We start from the raw sequence: 19,954 nt of genomic DNA on the forward strand, positions 1-19,954 counted from the left end.
TTCCCCGCTGCGGAGCGACATTGCGGCCAACGTCGGCGTTCGTTACATCCGGGTTAGCGTAACCGAACGTTCAACTGGCGCCAGTCCGATGAGAGCTGCACTACATTCGGTGCTTCCCACTGGATCAGCACGCGCTACCGGCGTCTTCGCTGGTCAGCGCCTTATCGTCTCAGTTAGCGGACGCTCACGTCGTCCCACTTCAGATGGTACGCGCACCGTGCAAACCGGGTCGCGGCAGTTGTTTCCGGTCAAACGACAGCGAGGCCCCGTTCATCCCGCGCCGCAGGCGGGAGAGCGGGACCTCGCTGTTCGCGGAGGTCGTGGGTCGCGTGGCCGGAGGCGGGAAGAGACGCCTCCGGCCACGGACGTCTCAGTGAGCCGCGACCGGCTCCTTCTCGTCGTCGCCGGCGCCGGTCTGCTTGGCCAGCAGGTCGTCGACGTCGACGCTGTCGGGGTTGTTCAGCACCTCGGTCAGGCGGTCCTTGTCGAGGGCCTTCTGCCACGCGGCGACCACGAGCGAGCCGACACCGTTGCCGATCACGTTGGTGATGGCGCGGGCCTCGGACATGAAGCGGTCGATGCCGACGATGAGCGCGATGCCGACCGCGGGGATGGCCGAGTGGGCCTCGAACGCCTGCAGCGAGGCGGCCAGGGTGACGAGGCCGGCGCCGGTGACGCCCGCCGCGCCCTTCGACGCGATCAGCATGAACAGCAGCAGGCCGATCTGGACGCCGATCGACACGTCGTGACCCGTGGCCTGGGCGATGAAGATCGCGCCCATGGTCAGGTAGATGCAGGTGCCGTCGAGGTTGAACGAGTAGCCCGTCGGGATGGTGAGGCCGACGACCGACTTCTGCGCGCCCGCCGCCTCCAGCTTGACCATCATGCGCGGCAGCACCGACTCGGACGACGACGTGCCGAGGACGATGAGGATCTCGTCCTTGATGTAGCGCAGGAACTTGAAGAGGCTGAAGCCCGCGAACTTCGCCACGAGGCCGAGCACCACGACGACGAACAGGATGCAGGTCGCGTAAAACGAGCCCATCAGCCAGAGCAGCTTGCCGAGGACGCTGCCGCCGAACTTGCCGACGGTGTAGGCGATACCGCCGAAGGCGCCGATCGGGGCGACGTACATGACGATCTTGATGATGCCGAACATCACCTTGGACAGCGTCTCCATCGCGGAGACGACCTTGGCGCCGCGCTCACCCATGCCGGCGACCGCGACGGCCACGAGGATGGCGACCACGAGCACCTGGATCAGCTGGCCGTCGGTGAACGCGCTGACGAACGACTTCGGCACCAGGCTCAGGATGAAGCCGGTGACACCGGTCTCCGCGTTCGCCGCGGACTTCAGCGTCGCGTCGGCCTGGCTCGCGTTGAGCTGGATCTCACCACCGTGGTGACCCGGCTGGACGATGTTCACGACGACGAGACCGATGGCGAGCGCCACCGTGGTCATCGCGGTGAAGTAGAGGATCGTGCGAAGGGCGAGGCCACCCGCCTTGGCGAGGTTCCCGAGGCCCGCGATGCCGACGATGATCGTCGCGAAGATGGTCGGCGCGATGACGACCTTGACGAGGTTCACGAAGAGGTCGGCGAGCCACTTCATCTCGGACGCCTGTTTGGGGAACAGGAACCCGACGGCAGCGCCCAGAACGATGGAGACGAGCACCCAGAAGTAGAGGTGCTTGTAGATCGGTTTGCGCCCTGTGGTCGTGGTGGCCACTGTTCCTCCTTGAACTACGTGTTGGGAGAGAGAGTGAGCCGCGCCACCAGGCCCGACAAGCGGACGTCCGGAAACTTCAGACAGCCCTGACGTAACAGCTAGGCTTCATCGGTGTCGTTCAGCCGTCGCACGCTTCTGCTGGGGGCCGGGCTGGCTCTCGCCGGGTGCACCCCGCGCAGGGTCGACGCCCCCGCTGAGCTGGTGCTCGCGACCGGTCCCGAGGGCGCGGTGTTCCGCGAGGTGGGCGGAGCACTGGCCGCCGCGCTGGCCGAGCAGCTGCCCGGCACGAAGGTCACCGCGATCCCCACGGCCGCGTCGGTGGAGAACCTGCAGCTGCTGCGCTCCGGCGAGGCCCAGCTCGCGCTGTCCTCTTTGGACCCGATCGACGACCCGCAGAGCGTGCGCGCGGTGGGCAGGCTCTACGACAGCTTCATGCAGATCGCGGTGCCGGTGGCGTCGCCGGTCCACACCTTCGCCGACCTCGCGGGCAAGCGGATCTCGCTGGGCCCCATCGGTTCCGGCACGGAGTTCACCGCCAAGCGGATGCTGGACGTCTTCAACGTGTCCGCATTGGACGAACGCATGGCGCACGCGGAGGCCTCGCGCAGGGTCGCGAACGGGTCGCTGGACGCGTTGCTCGCGCTGACCGGGATCCCGACTCCCGCGATCTCCGACCTGGTCGGGAACGTGCGGCTGGTGAACATCCCGGCCGAGGCCGTCCAGCTGGCCGACGAGTACAAGGGCCCGTACATCCCGGCGACGATCCCGAGCACCACCTACGAGGGCGTGCAGGCGAACCAGACGTTCGCGGTGCCGAACCTGCTGCTGGCGCGGGAGTCGCTGAGCGCGGACGTCGTCGAGGTCGTGACACGCACGGTGTTCACCGAGACGGCGCGGATCGTGGAGGGCCACCCGGAGGCGTCGCGCATCAACGTCCGCACCGGCATCGCGACCGGTCTCGTGCCGCTGCACGAGGGCGCTATGCGCTGGTTCCGTTCCGTGAAGCGCTGAGGGCGACCTTCACGTCCAGGCCCGGGCCGGCGTCGTGCAGCGAGAGCGTGCCCCCTGCCGACTCGATCAGCTCGGCGCAGATCGCGAGCCCGAGCCCCGTACCGGCGATGTTCTGGTGCTTGGTCGCGCGCCAGAACCGTTGCAGCGCGAGTTCGCGCTCCTCGTCGTCCAAGCCGTCGCCGTTGTCGACTACGTGCAGCTCACCGGGCTTGCCGGTGACCACGACCTCGGTGGCGTTGGAGAGGCGGACGGCGTTGCTGACGAGCTCGTCGAGGACGCTGCCGAGCCCGCCCGGCGGTTCCTGCATGGTGAGGCCCGCCGGCACGTCGATCTTCAGCTCGACCCCGCTCCTGCTCGCGAGCGCCTGCCAGGCGGCCCGGTGGGTCGTGATGAGCTGGTCGATCTCGACGGGTTCGGTCTGCCGCGCGCTGTCGAGCCGGGTCGCGGCGAGCAGCGTGTCGAGCACGCGACCCATCTCCTCGGCCTCCTCGACGGCGATCTGGTGGGCCTCTCTCGCGTCCTCCCCCTGGACGTGCGGCTCCAGGTTGTCCACGGCGAGCCGCAGGCTGGCCAGCGGGTTGCGCAGCTGGTGCGAGGCGTCGGCGACGAACGCCTTCTGCCTGTTCAGCGCCCTGCCGACCACGTCGACCATCGTGTTGAAGCTCTTCGCGAGCCTGCGCAGCTCCGCCGGTCCGCCGACCTCGTCCGCCCGCACGTCGAGGTTGCCCTGCGCGACAGCCGCCGTGGCCTCGTCGAGCTTGCTGACCGGCCGCAGCACCCACCGCGACATCGGCCAGGCCGCGGCGACCACGGCCAGCATCGGCGCGAGACCCGCGAGCGCCAAGAGCCCCCACTGCCGCAGCACCTCGGCGCGCAGGCCGTTCGTCCGCGAGGTGGTGACCACCGCGGCCACCACCTCGCTGTCGCGCCCGACCGGTTCGACGACGACCATCGGCCCCGTGCGCCACGGCCAGCCCGTGTACTCCGGTTCGGGCCGCACGCCGCCGTTCAGGGCGGTGTTCAGCAGTGCGGTGACCTCGGGGTCGCTGCTCGGGTTGAAGCCCTGCCGTGACGCCAGCACGATCCGCCGGTCGGCGCTGACGATCGCGACGGGGATGTCGTAGAGGGTGTCGTAGCGCTGGATCTCCTGGCTCAGCGCCTCCAGCCGGTCCGACTGGAGCGCGCTCTCGGCGAGGGAGGCGAACCTGCTCGCGTCACCGAGGCGGTCGAGGTAGGTCGTCTGCGTCTCCCGCTGCACCACCGCGGACGCCAAGGGGATGCCGAGCGCCGCGACCAGGGCGACGAGCAGCGGAACGGTGATGACGAGCAGTCGGCGGAGCATCGGTGGGAATTGTTCCGCACCGGCCTGTGGATGTCTCCCGGAGACTCGTCACGTGGCGAGCCGGTACCCCACCCCGCGGACCGTCTCGATCTTGACCTGGTCGCCGAGCTTCCCGCGCAGCGCCGCGATGTGCGTGTCCAGCGTCCGCGACGGCGCCTCCCAGTGCGCCTGCCACACCTGGTCCACGATGAAGTCGCGGCTCACCACCTCGCCCTTGCGGGCGGCGAGCAGGGCGAGCAGGTCGAACTCCTTGCGCGTGAGCGCGAGAGCCTCGCCGGCGAGCGTCGCGCTGCGCGTCGAGGCGATGATCCGCAACGGGCCGACCTGGATCGGCCCCTCGCTGTCGGGCTCGGCCCGGTGGGTGCGCGTGCGGCGGAGCACCGCCTCGATCCGGGCGAGCAGCTCGGACGTGCCGAACGGCTTCACCACGTAGTCGTCCGCGCCGGCCCGCAACCCGAGCACGCGTTCACGTTCCTCACCGCGCGCGGTGACCGTGATGACGGCCGTGCCCGGCCGGTGCCGCAGCTCGCGCAGCACGTCCAGGCCGTCGCCGTCGGGCAGGCCGAGGTCGAGCAGGACCACGTCCGCCGGCGCCGCACGCAGCGCGTCAGCGGCCGTGGCCACCCGATGAACCTCGTAACCCGCGTGCCGCAACGCGGTCAGCAGGCCCCTGGCCACCCGGTCGTCATCCTCGACGACGAGCACGCGCACAGATCACTCCGGTTTGACGGACTCCGAGGAGTTCTTCTTGTCCTTCTCGGCGTCTTCCTCGACCGCCTCGGCTTCTCGCGACGGGGTCTCGCCCGGTTCGACGGGCTCGCCGTCGGTGGGGTGGGCGGTGCGCACCGCCGCGACGTCCTCACGCCCACCACGCGAACGGGCGACGACGAAGTACGCGATGGCCCCGAAGAACACCAGCGCCGACACGAAGACGTTCACCCGCTGCCCGAAGACCAGCGTCGCCTCGTCCGTGCGCATCAGCTCGATCCAGAACCGGCCGGCCGTGTAGCCCGCGACGTAGAGCGCGAACACCCGCCCGTGCCCGAGCCGGAACTTCCGGTCCGCCCACACGATCAGCAGCGCGACACCGAGGTTCCACAGCAGCTCGTAGAGGAACGTCGGGTGCACGACCTGGATCGGCGTGTGGTCGATCGCAACGCCCGCCAGCGCGTCCTCGCGCCCCTCGGGCGTGACGCGGCGGTAGATCTCGAGCCCCCACGGCAACGTCGTGTCGCCGCCGTAGAGCTCCTGGTTGAAGTAGTTGCCGAGCCGCCCGATCGCCTGCGCCACCACGATGCCGGGCGCGAGCGCGTCCGCCATGGCGGGCAGCGGGATGCCCTTGCGCCGGCACCCGATCCACGCACCCACCGCACCGAGGGCGATGGCACCCCAGATCCCGAGGCCGCCATTCCAGATCTCCAGAGCCGCGAGCGGGTTCTTGCCCGGCCCGAAGTACTTCTGGTTGTCCGTGATGACGTGGTAGAGCCGCCCGCCGACGAGCCCGAACGGCACCGCCCACACGGCGATGTCCGTGACCTCGCCCTTGATGCCACCCCGCTCGACCCACCGGCGCTCACCCCACCAGATGGCGACGATGATGCCGGCGATGATGCACAGCGCGTACGCCCTGATGGGGAGCGGTCCGAGGTACCAAACACCACGGTCTGGGCTCGGGATCGTGGCCAGGACGGCGGCGTTCAACCCGTTCAACACGACGCCCACCGTACCGGTGGGCCTGTGTGCGCCTCGTTCGGACGCGCGATCGTTACCGAGCCGAACCTGTCGGTGCCGAACACTAGAATTGAATTTGGGGGTACCCGGCCGGACGCGTGTGTGTGGTAGCTGCGCATAGGCTCGTTGGACCTCGGCCGCGCGAGGTGCGGGAGGCTTGCTCAGCCGCTCGTCGGACGCGTGGGCCGTGCCCGTTCGATCGCTTGCGGGGCGAGTGCCGTGTGGGGCTGATCGGTGTGCGGCTGGCTCGCTGAGGTGGGCAGGGACGGCCGCGTCACGCTGCCCCGCCGGGTCGAGCCGGGAGTCTGGCCAGGCTCAGCGGACCAGGCGACGCCCGAGCCGAGTTGGGCCGAGCCTTGCTGGCCTGCTTCGCGGATGCACGCGACCGCCCAGCCTGCCGCACACCCGTGGACCCCGCGGCGCTCAGCCTCGCCCCGGCCATTTCCACGATCGCGTGATCGCGGAGCCGCAATACTCGGACGCGGTCTCTGGCGGGCTCACGAAAGGGCGGACATGACGGTCCTGGTGGTCGGCGGCGGCATCGGCGGTCTGGCAACGGCTCTCGGTCTCGCGCGAGCCGGGCACCGCGTGGCGGTGCTGGAGGCCGCGCCCGCGTTCGAGGAGATCGGCGCCGGCATCCAGGTCGGCCCGAACGGGTTCCGCGCGCTCGACGCTCTCGGCGTCGGCGCCGAGGTGCGGGCCCGGGCCGTGCACGTCGACGAACTGCGGCTGCGCTGCGGTGTGTCCGGGCGGCGGATCGCCGGACTGGCCGTCGACGAAGAGTTCCGAAGGCGCTTCGGGACGTACGCCGTTGTGCACCGCAACGACGTGCTCGCACCGCTGCTCAAGGCCTGCCGGAGCCACGAGCGCGTTGAGCTGAGGGGCGACAGCGCTGTCGAGTCCTACGCACAGGACGGTGACGGGGTCACCGCAAAGCTGCGGTCCGGTGAGCTCGTGCGCGGCGAAGCGCTCGTCGGAGCCGACGGGTTGCGATCCGCGGTGCGTCGGCAACTCGTGGGTGACGGGGAGCCGCGGGTTTCCGGGCACACCGCCTTCCGCGCGGTCATCCCGGCGCAGGACGTACCTCGGTCGTTGAAGGAGAACGTCGTCACCCTCTGGGCCGGGCCTCGGTACCACGTGGTCTGGTACGTGATCGCCGGCGGGCGGTACGTGAACCTCGTGGCCACGACGGACAACGGCGCCACGGAGCCCGTCACCGGCAAGCCGACCGAGCACGCCGAGGTGCTGCGGCACTTCGCGCCGTTGTGCGACGACGCTGCTCGCGTCATGGCGTTGGCGCGCGAGTGGCGGGCGTGGGTGTTGTGCGATCGGGAGCCGGTCGCGACGTGGCAGGACTCGCGGGTCGTGCTGCTCGGCGACGCCGCCCATCCCGTGCTGCAGTACGCGGCGCAGGGAGCTTGCCAGGCGTTGGAGGACGCCGTGTGCCTCTCCGAGGTGTTCGACTCACGGGACGTGGCCGGCTCTTGTGCGCGGTACGTGGCGCTCCGCTCGGAGCGGACCGCGCGCGTCCACCACGTGTCGCGGTTGATGGGCCGGGAGGTCTACCACCCGGCTGGTGGGGCGGCGGAGGCCCGTGACGCGCTGTTCGCCTCGTGGACCACGGCCGACCTGCACGAACGGCTGGAGTGGCTCTACGGCTAGGAAGGCAGCTCGATGGTGACCGGGAACGGTCGCTCGATGGTCAGGACGCCCTCCTCGCTCCGGGCGATCTCGGCGTACTCGCCTTCGTCGTCCAGTTCGAGCAGCACCGCTTCCGGCACGCCCTTCGCCGGATCGATGATCAGGTAGTAGGGCACGCGTGCTTCCGCGTACACCTGGCGCTTCACCACCAGGTCCTTCAGCTTGGTGCTCCTGGAGATCACCTCGCCGATGAGGAGCACGTCGGCCACCGGAACGGTCAGGCCCTTCGCACCCTTCCTCTTCAGCACGGTGAAGTCGGGGATGAACAGACGGCGGTCGTCGAACTCGACGTTCAACTCGATCGTCGCCTCGTAGTCCTGCGGACAGGCTCCGCGCAGCGCGTACGACGCCTCGAACACCAGTCTCTGATGTGCGGCCGTGCCCAGCGGGCTCACGTAGAGCATCCCGTCGACGAGTTCGATCCGCTGGCTGTTGTCCTCCGGCAGGGCGAGGACGTCCGCGATCGTCCAGGGCCCCTCGTGGCTGGGCAGCAGGAAATGGGTCTTGGCTTCGGTTGGCGCCACCACCGGGCATCACCTCCGTTGACCACCTGCGCACCACCAGTGTGGCACGCCGGGCGGGCGGCTGACTCGTGCATGAGGACAGGTTCGCAGGTGGGACCGACGCTCAACTGGGGTTCTGACCCCACCGGCCGCAGATTCACTCGATCAGGTGTTCGAATTCGTGTCATGCTCATGGCGGAACATCGAGGACTCCGGAAGGAGGCGGGTCCGACATCCGCGCCGCACAGGACGAAGCCGCCCGGTTCCGGAGAACCGAGCGGCTTCGCGAAGAGAGAGGAGGTTCAGACGGTCGCAGCCGCCGACCGCACGCCCTTGGCCAGATCAGCGGCCAGCGCACGCACAGCCGTCTCACCCTCGGCCACCGCCGACACGAACGCCGACCCCACGATCACCCCGTCCGCGAACCCGGCGATCTCCGCCGCCTGCGCACCGGACCGCACGCCGAGCCCGACGCCGACGGGCAGCGACGTGTGCTCGCGGACGCGGCCGACGAGCTCGGGAGCAGCGGACGACACGACGTCACGAGCACCGGTGACGCCCATGACCGCGGTGGCGTACAGGAAGCCGGATGAGGCGCGGGCCGTCATCGCGACGCGCTCCTCGGTCGACGACGGCGCCACCAGGAAGATCCGGTCGAGGCCGTGCGCCTCGGACGCGGCCATCCAGTCGTCGGCCTCGTCCGGGACGAGGTCGGGCGTGATGATGCCGAGGCCACCGGCGGCGGCCAGGTCGCGCGCGAACGCGTCCACGCCGTAACGCAGCACGGGGTTCCAGTACGTCATCACGACCGCACGCCCGCCGGCGTCGGAGACGGCGGACACCACGTCGAACAGGTCGCGCACGCGGAAGCCCGCGGACAGCGCCTGCTCGGCGGCGGCCTGGATCGTCGGGCCGTCCATCACCGGGTCGGAGAACGGCAGGCCGACCTCGACCAGGTCACAACCAGACTCGATCATCGAACGGAGGTGGTCCTTGGACCCGTCGACCGTCGGGTAGCCCGCGGGCAGGTAGCCGATCAACGCGGCACGCGACTCGGCGCGCGCGGTGGAGAACACGTCGGACAACGACATCAGGCCTGTCCCCCGTCAGCGAGGCCGAAGTACTTCACGGCCGTGTCCATGTCCTTGTCACCACGCCCGGAGAGGTTCACGACCAGCAGCCCGTCCGGCCCGAGCGACGGCCCGAGCTTCAACGCGCCCGCGAGCGCGTGCGAGGACTCGATCGCCGGGATGATGCCCTCGGTGCGGGAGAGCAGCGCGAACGCCTCCATCGCCTCGGCGTCGGTGACGGGGAAGTACTCGGCGCGGCCGATGTCCTTGAGGTGCGAGTGCTCCGGGCCGACACCGGGGTAGTCGAGACCGGCGGAGATCGAGTGCGCCTCGGTGATCTGGCCGTCCTCGTCCTGCATGACGTACGACATCGCGCCGTGCAGCGAGCCGGGCGTGCCGGCCGTCAGCGTGGCGCCGTGGCTGCCGCTGTCGAGACCGGAGCCGCCGGGCTCGACACCGACCAGGCGCACGTCGGCGTCGTCGATGAAGCCGTGGAAGATGCCGATGGCGTTCGAGCCGCCACCGACGCAGGCGACGACGGCGTCGGGCAGCCGGCCTGCCTTCTCGAGGATCTGCTCGCGCGCCTCGATGCCGATGACGCGGTGGAAGTCGCGCACCAGCAGCGGGAACGGGTGCGGGCCCGCGGCAGTGCCGAGCAGGTAGTGCGTCTCGTCGACGTTGGTGACCCAGTCGCGCAACGCCTCGTTGATCGCGTCCTTCAGCGTGCGCGAGCCGGACTTCACCGGGATGACCTCGGCGCCCAGCAGGCGCATGCGGGCGACGTTGAGCGCCTGCCGCTCGGTGTCGACCTCGCCCATGTAGACGACGCAGTCGAGCCCGAGGAGCGCGCACGCCGTCGCCGTCGCCACGCCGTGCTGGCCGGCGCCGGTCTCGGCGATCACGCGCTTCTTGCCCATGCGCTTGGTCAGCAACGCCTGGCCGAGCACGTTGTTGATCTTGTGCGAGCCGGTGTGGTTGAGGTCTTCGCGCTTGAGGAAGACCCGCGTGCCGGCGTGCTCCGCGAACTTCGGGGCCTCGGTCAGCAGGGACGGCCGGCCGGCGAAGTCCTTCAGCAGCCGTTTGAACTCGTTCACGAACTCCGGGTCCAGGCGGGCCTTGTCGTACTCGGCGGCCAGCTCGTCCACCGCCGCGATCAGGGCCTCCGGGACGAACCGGCCACCCCACGGGCCGAAGTGGCCGCGTGCGTCGGGATCGTGCGGTGTGGGCGTGAACTGGCCCATCGGGTAACTCCTCTAACGCTGTTGTCGACCGGTCCTCATCGGCTCGGCCGGGGGCACGCGGGGTGTGAGCCCGCGGTCACGAGCTTGTTCACGGCGGCCTTGGGGTCTCCGCTGGTCACCAGGCTTTCGCCGACGAGCACCGCGTCAGCACCCGCGCCGGCGTACGACATCAGGTCGCCGGGCCCGGTGACCCCCGACTCGGCGATCTTGATCGTCTCGAAGGGTAGTCCCGGCGCGATCCTGCCGAAAACGTCCTTGTCCACCTCCAGCGTGTGGAGGTTGCGCGCGTTCACGCCGATGACCGTCGACCCCGCTTCGAGAGCGCGGTCGGCCTCCTCGGCCGTGTGCACCTCGACCAGCGCCGTCATGCCGAGCGACTCGACCCGGTCGAGCAGCGACACCAGGGCGTTCTGCTCCAGCGCGGCCACGATCAGCAGCACCAGGTCGGCGCCGTGCATGCGCGCCTCGTGGACCTGGTACGGCGACACGATGAAGTCCTTGCGCAGCAGCGGGATCTTCACCGCCCGGCGCACCGCGTCGAAGTCCGCCAGCGACCCGCCGAAGCGGCGCTGCTCGGTCAGCACGCTGATCACCGACGCACCGCCCGCCTCGTACGCGGACGCGAGGTCGGCGGGTTCCGGGATCTCCGCCAGCGCACCCTTGGAGGGGCTGCGGCGCTTGACCTCGGCGATCACGCCCACGTTCGGCCCGCGCAGCACCGACAGCACGTCGAGCGGCGGGGCGGTCTTGGCCGCGCGCTCCTTGACGACGTCGAAGGGCAACCGGGCCTCGCGAGCGGCGAGGTCCTCACGCACACCTTCGAGGATCGACTCGAGAACCGTCACAGTCTTGCTCCCCTTCCCGCTATGGGGATGCTAACCCCGCCGGAGTAACGCCTCCGCCACCGGGGGTTCGGTGTCCACGCAGCTAACCAGGGCTGTGCACGTGTCACATGCGCGAACGTCAATGGATGATCTTCACTCGTTCGAGGATGGTCCGCCGCGGGGCTTATCGTCGGTCGGATCGTCCCCGCGCTCCAGCGCCCGCCACATGTCCGTCTCCGGGTCGTGCGCGCGAGCCTTCTGCCCGCCCACCCCGATCTTCGGCATGCGGCCCCCCAGAGCCACCTGGAGCACACCGGACCCCGCCAGGAGCACGCCTCCGACGACGGCCAGCCAGTGGCCGGAGAATCCCGCGACCAGACCCACGACGACGAGCAGCGCACCGAGGACGCGGCGCGCCACCCCGCTCAGGGCGACGACCGCCGCGACGGAGGCGAGGCTCAGCAGCGCGATCGGCACCGAGCCCGCACCCCAGAAGGCACCCGCCGCGCCCACCAGCAGGAGCGCGGCGATCCACAGTGGACGGCTACCGTTCAACGGCGGGGGCCATCGTCTGCGCGGTGGCGATCGCGGCCAGCACCGCGCCCGCCTTGTTCAGGCACTCGTTGTCCTCGGCCCGCGGGTCGGAGTCGGCCACGATGCCGCCGCCCGCTTGCACGTACGCCACGCCGTCGCGCACCAGGGCGGTGCGGATCGCGATGGCCGTGTCCGCGTCGCCGGCGAAGTCGAAGTAGCCCACGACGCCGCCGTAGAGGCCGCGGCGGGTGGGTTCCAGCTCCTCGATGAGCTCCATCGCGCGCGGCTTCGGCGCACCGGACAGCGTGCCGGCCGGGAAGCAGGCCGCGACCGCGTCGTAGGCGGTCTTGCCCTCGGCCAGCTCACCGGTGACGGTCGACACGATGTGCATGACGTGGCTGTACCGCTCGACCTTGAAGAAGTCGACGACGTGCACGGAGCCCGGCTTGCAGACGCGGCCCAGGTCGTTGCGGCCGAGGTCGACGAGCATCAGGTGCTCGGCGCGTTCCTTGTGGTCGGCGAGGAGGTCCTTCTCCAGCAGGGCGTCCTCTTCGGGGTCCTCGCTGCGCCAGCGGGTGCCCGCGATCGGGTGGGTGGTCGCCTTGCCATCGCGCACCGTCACCAGCGACTCGGGGCTGGACCCGACGATGTCGAACCCCTCGAGGCGCAGCAGGTACATGTACGGGCTGGGGTTGGTCGCCCGCAGCACCCGGTAGATGTCGAGCGCGTCGGCGTCGGTGTCGATCTCGAACCGCTGCGACACCACGACCTGGAACGCCTCGCCCGCGCGGATGGCCTCCTTGGCCTTCTCGACGGCCGCGAAGTGCTCCGCCTGCGTCCGGCGGCGCCGGAACTCGGGCTTGGGCCGCGAGAACACGGCCGCGGTCGGCGGCGCGGGCGTGTGCAGGGCCGTCGTCATCTCGTCGAGGCGGCGCACCGCGTCGTCGTACGCGGCGTCGACCCGCTCGGCCGAGTCGTCCCAGTTGATCGCGTTCGCGATGAGCGTGACGGTGCCCTCGTGGTGGTCGAGAGCGGCGAGGTCGGTCGCCAGCAGCATGACCATTTCGGGCAGCTTCAGGTCGTCCTCGGCGATGACGGGCAGCCGCTCGAGGCGCCGCACCGCGTCGTAGCCGATGTAGCCGACCATGCCGCCGGTCAGCGGGGGCATGCCGGGCAGCGGGTCCGTGCGCAGCACCTCGACGGTCTCGCGCAGGACCTGCATGGGGTCGCCGCCGTCGGGCAGGCCGACCGGTCGCGTGCCCGTCCAGAACGCGTCACCGCCGGTCGCCGTCAGCGCCGCGGACGACCGCACGCCGATGAACGACCAGCGCGACCACGAGCGTCCGTTCTCGGCCGACTCGAACAGGAACGTGCCGGGCTGGTCGGCCCCGAGCTTGCGGTACAGGCCGACCGGCGTCTCGGCGTCCGCGAGGAGCTTGCGCACCACCGGGATGACCCGGCGGTTGACCGCCAGCTCGCGGAACTCCTCACGCGTGGGGCTCACGGCCCCCAGACCAGCGGCGGCCACAGCCCCGATGACGCTCACCATGGGACGATTGTTGCATAAATTCAACATCTGTTGAAATATGGCCCGTGTGGAGCAAGTGAACCAGAAACGGCGAGGCCGCCGCGCCGCGGGCGAGGACACCAGGGCCGCGCTCGTCGCCGCGGCCCGCGAGGTCTTCGTCGAGAAGGGCTACGACGGTGCCACCGTACGCGCGATCGCCGCGAAGGCGGGCGTCGACGCCGCGATGGTCAACCACTGGTTCGGCGGCAAGGAGGGCCTGTTCGCCCAGTCCGTGCTGCAACTGCCGTTCGACCCGGCCGAGGTCCTCAAGCGCCTGCTCGACGGGCCGGTGGAGCAGGCGGGCGAGCGCATCATCCGCACGTTCGTGACGGTGTGGGACGCGACCGGCGGCGGCACGTTCGCCGCCCTGATCCGCAGCGTCACGAGCCAGCCGGAGGTGGCGGGCGCGCTGAAGCAGTTCCTGGTCAACGCCATCTTCAGGAACGTGCTCGCGGAGATCGGCGTCGAGCAGAGCGAGCTGCGCGCCACCCTGTGCGCGACGCAGATGGTCGGGCTGGGCATCGTCCGCTACGTCGTGCGGTTCGAGCCGCTGGCGTCGGCCGACGTGGAGACCGTCGTCAAGGCCATCGCCCCGAACCTGCAGCGCTACCTGACCGACGACCTCGGCTGACCGAGCAGCAGGAACCGCTGCGCCGCCTGCACGGCGAGGCCGACCCCGCTGTGCTCAGCAACCCGACCGCGTCGAACACCGGCTCGGCCGTGGCGGACGGGTCGAAGCCCGCGTTGAGCGCGATCTGGCGCTGTGGCTCCCGCAACGCGCCAGCCAGGCCGCGTGCGCGGGGTTCGACGCGTCGAGCACGTCGGCGGCGCCTGCCAGGGCGACGCCTCCGCCGAGAACCACGCCGTCATCGGCCGCGAGGCGCACCGCGAGCACCGCCCGCTCCAGCCGCCGGCGCCGCTCGGCCAACGCGGTGACCAGTTCCTGCTGAGCGCGCGTCAGCGGACCATCGAGGACGATCTCGTCGTCGCCAGCTTTCAGGGTCACCTTGCGCTTCGCGCGTCCCTGCAGCCACGACGACAGGACCGACGCAGCGGCGCGCACGGACGCGGCGGACAGCACACCCGTCACGACCAGCTCGCCGATCGCCAGACCGGCGGACTTCGCGCCGTCCGGTGCGGATCCGGTGACGGAGCGGGCGTCGACGCGGGCTGCCGTGGTCAGGAGTTCGAGCAGCTCCGCGGTGACCTGCGCCAGGTTTCTCGCCCGACGCCTCGACGCCGACCGTGATGTCAGCCATGAAGACATCATCGGGATCAGTGCGCCGTGCTTCACACGTCCGCGAGGAGAACCGTGGCGTCGAAGCACGTCCTGTCACCCGTGTGGCAGGCGGCACCGACCTGGTCGACGGTCAGCAGCAGCGTGTCGCCGTCGCAGTCCAGCCGGACCTCGTGCACGTACTGCGTGTGGCCCGAAGTCTCGCCTTTCACCCACAGCTGCTGGCGGCTGCGCGAGTAGTACGTCGCGCGGCGGGTGGTGAGGGTGCGGTGCAACGCCTCGTCGTTCATCCACGCCACCATGAGCACCTCACCGGTGCCGCGTTGCTGCGCGACCGCGCACACCAGGCCGTCCGGGGTGCGCTTGAGCTTCGCGGAGACGGCGGGATCGAGCGGGCTGCTCAACGGGATCCTCCCAGGTGTTCACGAGCCGGTCCGGTGTTCAGCAGGACCACACCGTAGATGTGCACAGCGGACAGCACGCCGGACGCGACACGGGCCCACGCCGGTCCGTCGGCGAGCACGATGACGAGGTGCAGCAACGCGACGAGGACGAACACGAGCATCGCCGGGTAGTGCATCAACCGCAGCCTGAGCAGCAACGCCGCCGCGACCGGCAGCTCGACGGCCGCGATGAACGACGGCAGCTTCAGCACGTCCGCGTCGCCGGTCGAGCGCCACAGGACCAGCCCGACCACGAAGAACACCAGGGCGCCGCCGAACGCGACCGCCGAGGCCACCCGCACCTCGACGGGCTTCACCGCACCACGACGCCCGCCTGGCGCAGGCCGTCCTTGACCTCACCGATGCGCAGCTGGCCGAAGTGGAACACGCTGGCCGCCAGCACGGCGTCCGCACCCGCGGCGACGGCCGGCGCGAAGTGGTCGACCGCGCCCGCGCCGCCGCTCGCGATCAGCGGGACGTCGACCTCGCGCCGCACCAGCTCGATCAGCTCGAGGTCGAACCCGGCCTTGGTGCCGTCGGCGTCCATCGAGTTCAGCAGGATCTCGCCGACACCCAGCTCCTGACCCTTCGCGGCCCACTGCACGGCGTCGATGCCGGTGCCGTTGCGCCCACCGTGGGTGGTGACCTCGAACCCGGTGCCGCCGGGCACGCGCCGCGCGTCGACCGACAGCACGATGCACTGGGCGCCGTAGCGCTCCGAGCACTCCTTGAGCAGTTCGGGCCGCGCGATGGCCGCGGTGTTGAGGCTGACCTTGTCCGCGCCGGCGCGCAGCAGCTTGTTGACGTCCTCGGGGCTGCGCACGCCGCCACCGACCGTGAGGGGGATGAACACCTGCTCGGCGGTGCGGCGGACCACGTCGAACGTCGTCTCCCGGTCACCGCTGCTCGCCGTCACGTCGAGGAACGTGAGCTCGTCGGCGCCCTCGGCGTCGTACGCCCTCGCGAGCTCGACCGGATCGCCCGCGTCGACGAGGTTCGTGAAGTTGACGCCCTTCACCACCCGGCCCCGGTCGACGTCGAGACAGGGGATGACACGAACCGCGACTGACATGCGGGAAAGCCTACAAGCCGCCGTCTCCGACTACGCTGCGCGGCCATGATCAGGGAACTGGGCGAGGGCAAGTACCTGCTGCTGACGACGTTCCGCAAGAACGGCACCCCGGTACCCACACCGGTCTGGGTCGTGCCGGGCGAGAGCGACGAGGTGATCTACGCGTGGAGCGCCTTGGACACCGGCAAGGTCAAGCGGATCCGGCGCAGCGGTGACGTCGAGGTCGGGCCGTGCGACGTCCGCGGCAATCCCAAGGGGCCGTCGATCAAGGCGCACGCGTCCCTGTTGGACGACACCGGTAGCGACGACGTGCGGGCGCGCATCTCGAAGAAGTACGGCGTGTTCGGGTGGATGACCGTGTTCGGCAGCAAGTTGCGGCGCGGACGGACCGGCTCGATCGGCATCCGGATCACGGCGGCGTCCTGACGTGGGCGGACCGTCAACGTTGATCTCATCGGGTCAACGTTGATTCGGTCCGTCAACGTGGAGTCGATGTTGACGCCGCCGATCGGCACGGAGGGCAACTGGTCGACATTGTCGAGAACCGTCCACGTTGATGGAGTCGTCAATGTGGACCAAGCCGCATCAACGTGGACGGGATGGCCGTCGGCATGGATCGACATGGTTGGCATGGGTCGATGTGGATGGCCGAGTCGATGCGGACAAGTCGATGCGGTCTAGTCATGTCGTGTCATGTTGCGTCGACCTCTTCGCAAGCGCTTGGCACCGGAGCAAATACCGATGACAACGTTGTCATCAGTACGCATGGATCCAGACGAATCGACGTTGATCAAGCCGTCCACCTCGAGTCGACATCGACCGCGAAATCGACATTGATTGAGCACGCCAGTCCGTCAACCCCAGGTTGACCCGCCACTCGACGTCAACCTAAAGTTGACGCATGATCCAGTTGACCGAGCTCATCGTCACCGTCGCCCAGGAGGCCGACGACGCTCTCGTGCGCCTGGCGAGAGCAGTGCAGATGAGCAGTCAGCTGAACGAGCTGGGCGACCACCTGATCGGTCACTTCGTGGACGAGGCGAGGCGCGGCGGGGCGAGCTGGGCCGAGATCGGCGAGAGCCTCGGCGTTACGAAGCAGGCCGCGCAGAAGCGGTTCGTGCCCAGGGAGTCACCGGATCTCGGCAAGCCCACCATGGAGCGCTACACGCAGCGTTCGCGGCGGGTGATCGCGCTCGCGAGGCACCACGCGCGGTTCAGCGAGCGGATCGGCACCGAACACCTGCTGCTCGGGTTGCTCGACGAGTCGGGCGGGCTCGCGGCCAAGACCATCGCGAAGCTGGAGTCGGGTGACGGCAGCACGCGCCTCGCCACCCTCAACCGGCTCGACACCGAAGCCAAGCAACGGCCGGAGAAGCAGCCGTACACGGCGCACTGCAAGAAGGCCCTCGAACTGGCCGTGCGCGAGGCGCTGCGGATGGGCCACATGTTCATCGGCACCGAGCACATCCTGCTCGGCGTGCTGCTCGAGGAAGGCGGGACCGCGGCCGACGTGCTGCACAACACCGGTGTGACGCACGCGGCCACGGCCGCTCACATCGAGTCCGTGGTCAGCGGACCGCGGCCAGCGCTTCCGGGAGCGTGAAGGCGCCGGCGTAGAGGGCCTTGCCGATGATGGAGCCCTCGACGCCGTCGCGCGACAGCTTCGCCAGCGCGACCAGGTCGTCCACGGTGGACACGCCGCCGGAGGCGATCACCGGGGCGTCGGTGCGGGCGCAGACCTCGCTGAGCAGGTCCAGGTTCGGGCCGGTGAGCGTGCCGTCCTTCGAGACGTCCGTGACGACGTAGCGGGAGCAGCCGTCGCGGTCGAGGCGGTCGAGGACCTCCCAGAGGTCGCCGCCGTCCGACGTCCAGCCGCGGCCCTTGACCCGGTGGCCCTGCTCGGTGATGCGGACGTCGAGGCCCACGGCGATCTTCTCGCCGTACGCGGCGATCGCCTTCGCGCACCACTCCGGGTCTTCCAGCGCGGCCGTGCCGAGGTTGACGCGGGCGCAGCCGGTGCCGAGCGCGGCCTCCAGCGAGGCGTCGTCGCGGATGCCGCCGGACAGCTCCACCTTCACGTCCAGCTCGCCGACGACGCGCGCGATGAGCTCGCGGTTCGAGCCGCGGCCGAACGCCGCGTCGAGGTCGACAAGATGGATCCACTCCGCTCCGTCGCGCTGCCACTGCAGGGCCGCGTCGAGCGGCTCGCCGTAGTTCGTCTCGGTACCGGCTTCGCCCTGCACGAGCCGGACGGCACGACCGTCGGCCACGTCAACAGCGGGGAGGAGTGTGAACGTCACCTGAGCAGCCTAGCGTCCCGCGGCACGGGCTCCGCCAAGTGCTCCTGGCGTCTGCGCCGACTGCGCACCGGGGCGTCACGCCAGGGTGGACAGCCAGTTCCGCAGCAGGTGTGCCCCGGCGTCACCGGACTTCTCCGGGTGGAACTGCGTCGCCCAGAGCGGTCCGTTCTCGACGGCCGCGACGAACTCGTCGCCCGAGTGGTCGGCCCACGTCACGAGCGGCGCCTTGATGTGGTCGGCCGCCTCCAGCTCCCAGCGGCGCACGCCGTAGGAGTGCACGAAGTAGAACCGGGTGTCCTTGTCGAGGCCCGCGAAGAGCTGCGAGTCCTCCGGCGCGCGGACCGTGTTCCAGCCCATGTGCGGCACGACCGGCGCTTCGAGCCGTTCGACGGTGCCGGGCCACTCGCCGCAGCCCTCGGTCAGCACGCCGTGCTCGATGCCGCGCTCGAACAGGATCTGCATGCCCACGCAGATGCCGAGCACCGGACGGCCGCCGGCGAGGCGCTCGCCGATGATCCGGGCGCCCCGCACCGAGTTCAGGCCCTCCATGCAGGCCGCGTACGCGCCGACGCCGGGTACGACCAGGCCGTCCGCCTCACGGGCGGCGCGCGGGTCGGACGTCACCTCGACATGGGCGCCGACACGCTGAAGTGCGCGCTCGGCCGAGCGCAGGTTGCCGGAGCCATAGTCAAGTACGACGACACGTGCCACGACGTCCAGGTTAGTCGGTCGGCACCGCACCCTGCGTAACCGGTATGACCGGCAACACGGTGTTGATGGGCTTCTTGCGCACGAGCTGCCGCCTGAGCGTCACCATCAGCGTGCACATCACCACGAGCAGCAGCGCGCCGATGAGGTAGTACACGGCCGCCGGGAGCTGGAGCAGGACCGTCGCCAGCGCCGCCACCACGATCAACGGGAAGATGAGCGCGAACGGCCACATCTGCGCGCGCGGCGGCTCCAGGGTCTGCAGCATGAAGTCCGCCCGGCCCTCCTCGGTGAGCTCGGCCACCTGCGCGACCTCCTGCAGGCCCGCGGCGCGGAAGAAGTCCGGGATCGCCGCTTCGGCGTCGGTGAAGTCGCGGATGCGTTCGAGCGGAGCCCGGCGGCCGGCGGCCGGGTGCAGCGCGGTGAGCTTGTCGATGGCGTCGAGCTGCCACCTCTCCTTCTCGCGCAGGTCGATCATGCCCGCGGTCGCGCGGTCGAAGAACTTCCCGACCGGGCCCGACTGCTTCGCCTGCGCCGACAACCGCAGCACCGCCTCGCGCGAGCCCCACATCGAGGCGCGGCCGAGCGTCGTGGTGAACAGGTAGAGCAACGCGGCCTCGTCGTTCCACACGGCCAGCGCGGCGCCGCCCCCGATCCTGCGCACCCTGCTCGTCATGTACGCGGCCTCGTTGAGCCTGGTGGCAGGCGGAGGCAGCAGCACCGTGCCGGTCTGCACCGGGACGAGCGCCGCGGGTCCCACGTTGCCGCCGTGCATGGCCTTCTGCAGCTCGGCGGCGTTCAACGGGGTCCAGATCAGCATTCTCACGCACAACATCATTCCTGGTCCGGTTCGGGGGCTCGTGGAGACATGCCACCGTCGTCGCGTTCCGGAGCGGACAGTCGTGCGGACAGCGGTGCGCGATCGGGCGCGCGGCCCAATC

Annotated in this window: 22 protein-coding genes; 5 read left to right on the plus strand and 17 right to left on the minus strand. The window is 70.1% G+C overall.

Features of this window, described 5'->3' with window-relative positions; genetic code table 11:
* Positions 1-370 precede the first annotated feature (370 nt).
* Positions 371-1,729 carry a C4-dicarboxylate transporter DctA gene (dctA, locus tag L6E10_RS07955; RefSeq protein WP_236218274.1) on the minus strand — a complete coding sequence of 453 codons (1,359 nt, stop codon included), beginning with the start codon at positions 1,727-1,729 and terminating at the stop codon, positions 371-373.
* A 111-nt stretch (positions 1,730-1,840) separates the two neighbouring features.
* On the opposite strand from dctA, the gene L6E10_RS07960 reads away from it, so the two are divergent.
* Positions 1,841-2,740, plus strand: a complete 900-nt coding sequence (locus L6E10_RS07960; protein WP_236218276.1) for a TAXI family TRAP transporter solute-binding subunit — start codon at positions 1,841-1,843, stop codon at positions 2,738-2,740.
* On the opposite strand, the gene L6E10_RS07965 is transcribed toward L6E10_RS07960, so the two are convergent.
* Genes L6E10_RS07965 through lgt form a run of 3 tightly spaced genes read right to left on the minus strand, consistent with a single transcriptional unit; the run spans position 2,709 to position 5,792 of the window.
* A complete protein-coding gene (locus tag L6E10_RS07965; protein WP_236218278.1) occupies positions 2,709-4,082 on the minus strand; it encodes a HAMP domain-containing sensor histidine kinase in 1,374 nt (457 codons plus the stop codon). The genes L6E10_RS07960 and L6E10_RS07965 overlap by 32 nt on opposite strands.
* Positions 4,083-4,130: 48 nt before the next feature.
* A complete protein-coding gene (locus L6E10_RS07970; RefSeq protein WP_236218280.1) occupies positions 4,131-4,793 on the minus strand; it encodes a response regulator transcription factor in 663 nt (220 codons plus the stop codon).
* A 3-nt stretch (positions 4,794-4,796) separates the two neighbouring features.
* Complete coding sequence (lgt, locus tag L6E10_RS07975) at positions 4,797-5,792, minus strand: prolipoprotein diacylglyceryl transferase (RefSeq protein ID WP_236218421.1); 996 nt, start codon at positions 5,790-5,792, stop codon at positions 4,797-4,799.
* A 534-nt stretch (positions 5,793-6,326) separates the two neighbouring features.
* Here lgt and L6E10_RS07980 point away from each other — a divergent pair.
* Positions 6,327-7,475 carry an FAD-dependent monooxygenase gene (locus tag L6E10_RS07980; protein WP_236218282.1) on the plus strand — a complete coding sequence of 383 codons (1,149 nt, stop codon included), beginning with the start codon at positions 6,327-6,329 and terminating at the stop codon, positions 7,473-7,475.
* Here the strand turns inward: L6E10_RS07980 and L6E10_RS07985 are convergent.
* From L6E10_RS07985 to L6E10_RS08010, 6 genes are all read right to left on the minus strand, one after another.
* Entirely contained in the window at positions 7,472-8,038 is a 567-nt protein-coding gene (locus tag L6E10_RS07985) for a Uma2 family endonuclease (RefSeq protein ID WP_236218284.1), read from the minus strand. The genes L6E10_RS07980 and L6E10_RS07985 overlap by 4 nt on opposite strands.
* 281 nt (positions 8,039-8,319) lie before the next feature.
* A complete protein-coding gene (gene trpA, locus L6E10_RS07990) occupies positions 8,320-9,108 on the minus strand; it encodes a tryptophan synthase subunit alpha (protein ID WP_090095679.1) in 789 nt (262 codons plus the stop codon).
* Complete coding sequence (gene trpB / locus L6E10_RS07995; RefSeq protein WP_236218286.1) at positions 9,108-10,328, minus strand: tryptophan synthase subunit beta; 1,221 nt, start codon at positions 10,326-10,328, stop codon at positions 9,108-9,110. Before trpB ends, trpA begins: the two co-directional genes overlap by 1 nt.
* Positions 10,329-10,363: 35 nt before the next feature.
* Entirely contained in the window at positions 10,364-11,173 is an 810-nt protein-coding gene (gene trpC, locus L6E10_RS08000; protein ID WP_236218288.1) for an indole-3-glycerol phosphate synthase TrpC, read from the minus strand.
* Between the two features lie 132 nt (positions 11,174-11,305).
* Entirely contained in the window at positions 11,306-11,707 is a 402-nt protein-coding gene (locus tag L6E10_RS08005) for a Trp biosynthesis-associated membrane protein (protein ID WP_236218290.1), read from the minus strand.
* Positions 11,697-13,235, minus strand: coding sequence for an anthranilate synthase component I (locus tag L6E10_RS08010; RefSeq protein ID WP_236218292.1), 1,539 nt, complete (start codon positions 13,233-13,235; stop codon positions 11,697-11,699). Before L6E10_RS08010 ends, L6E10_RS08005 begins: the two co-directional genes overlap by 11 nt.
* A gap of 55 nt (positions 13,236-13,290) precedes the next feature.
* On the opposite strand from L6E10_RS08010, the gene L6E10_RS08015 reads away from it, so the two are divergent.
* Positions 13,291-13,884 carry a TetR family transcriptional regulator gene (locus L6E10_RS08015; RefSeq protein WP_374236094.1) on the plus strand — a complete coding sequence of 198 codons (594 nt, stop codon included), beginning with the start codon at positions 13,291-13,293 and terminating at the stop codon, positions 13,882-13,884.
* A 54-nt stretch (positions 13,885-13,938) separates the two neighbouring features.
* On the opposite strand, the gene L6E10_RS08020 is transcribed toward L6E10_RS08015, so the two are convergent.
* From L6E10_RS08020 to hisF, 4 genes are read right to left on the minus strand one after another with little or no spacing between them, the layout of a single operon-like run.
* The gene (locus tag L6E10_RS08020; protein WP_236218296.1) at positions 13,939-14,520 is read right to left on the minus strand and encodes a hypothetical protein; all 582 of its coding nucleotides are present in this window, start codon (positions 14,518-14,520) and stop codon (positions 13,939-13,941) included.
* Between the two features lie 23 nt (positions 14,521-14,543).
* The gene (gene hisI, locus L6E10_RS08025) at positions 14,544-14,894 is read right to left on the minus strand and encodes a phosphoribosyl-AMP cyclohydrolase (RefSeq protein WP_236218298.1); all 351 of its coding nucleotides are present in this window, start codon (positions 14,892-14,894) and stop codon (positions 14,544-14,546) included.
* Positions 14,891-15,250, minus strand: coding sequence for a hypothetical protein (locus L6E10_RS08030; protein ID WP_236218300.1), 360 nt, complete (start codon positions 15,248-15,250; stop codon positions 14,891-14,893). Before L6E10_RS08030 ends, hisI begins: the two co-directional genes overlap by 4 nt.
* Positions 15,247-16,005: an imidazole glycerol phosphate synthase subunit HisF gene (gene hisF, locus L6E10_RS08035; RefSeq protein ID WP_090095669.1), complete on the minus strand. Its 759-nt coding sequence runs from the start codon at positions 16,003-16,005 to the stop codon at positions 15,247-15,249. The genes L6E10_RS08030 and hisF overlap by 4 nt, the downstream gene beginning before the upstream one ends.
* Positions 16,006-16,050: 45 nt before the next feature.
* Between hisF and L6E10_RS08040 the strand changes: the two genes are divergently transcribed.
* Positions 16,051-16,431 carry a PPOX class F420-dependent oxidoreductase gene (locus L6E10_RS08040; RefSeq protein ID WP_236218302.1) on the plus strand — a complete coding sequence of 127 codons (381 nt, stop codon included), beginning with the start codon at positions 16,051-16,053 and terminating at the stop codon, positions 16,429-16,431.
* 475 nt (positions 16,432-16,906) lie between these two features.
* Positions 16,907-17,608 carry a Clp protease N-terminal domain-containing protein gene (locus L6E10_RS08045; protein ID WP_236218304.1) on the plus strand — a complete coding sequence of 234 codons (702 nt, stop codon included), beginning with the start codon at positions 16,907-16,909 and terminating at the stop codon, positions 17,606-17,608.
* On the opposite strand, the gene priA is transcribed toward L6E10_RS08045, so the two are convergent.
* The 3 genes from priA to L6E10_RS08060 form a co-directional block, all read right to left on the minus strand.
* A complete protein-coding gene (gene priA, locus L6E10_RS08050) occupies positions 17,574-18,305 on the minus strand; it encodes a bifunctional 1-(5-phosphoribosyl)-5-((5-phosphoribosylamino)methylideneamino)imidazole-4-carboxamide isomerase/phosphoribosylanthranilate isomerase PriA (protein ID WP_090095667.1) in 732 nt (243 codons plus the stop codon). The two genes, L6E10_RS08045 and priA, sit on opposite strands and share 35 nt — an antisense overlap.
* A 75-nt stretch (positions 18,306-18,380) precedes the next feature.
* A complete protein-coding gene (gene hisH / locus L6E10_RS08055; RefSeq protein ID WP_236218306.1) occupies positions 18,381-19,016 on the minus strand; it encodes an imidazole glycerol phosphate synthase subunit HisH in 636 nt (211 codons plus the stop codon).
* Between the two features lie 10 nt (positions 19,017-19,026).
* Positions 19,027-19,839, minus strand: a complete 813-nt coding sequence (locus L6E10_RS08060) for a hypothetical protein (protein ID WP_236218308.1) — start codon at positions 19,837-19,839, stop codon at positions 19,027-19,029.
* Positions 19,840-19,954 lie beyond the last annotated feature (115 nt).

The sequence above is a fragment of the Lentzea sp. CC55 genome, from assembly GCF_021056325.1.
Taxonomy (GTDB): domain Bacteria; phylum Actinomycetota; class Actinomycetes; order Mycobacteriales; family Pseudonocardiaceae; genus Lentzea; species Lentzea jiangxiensis.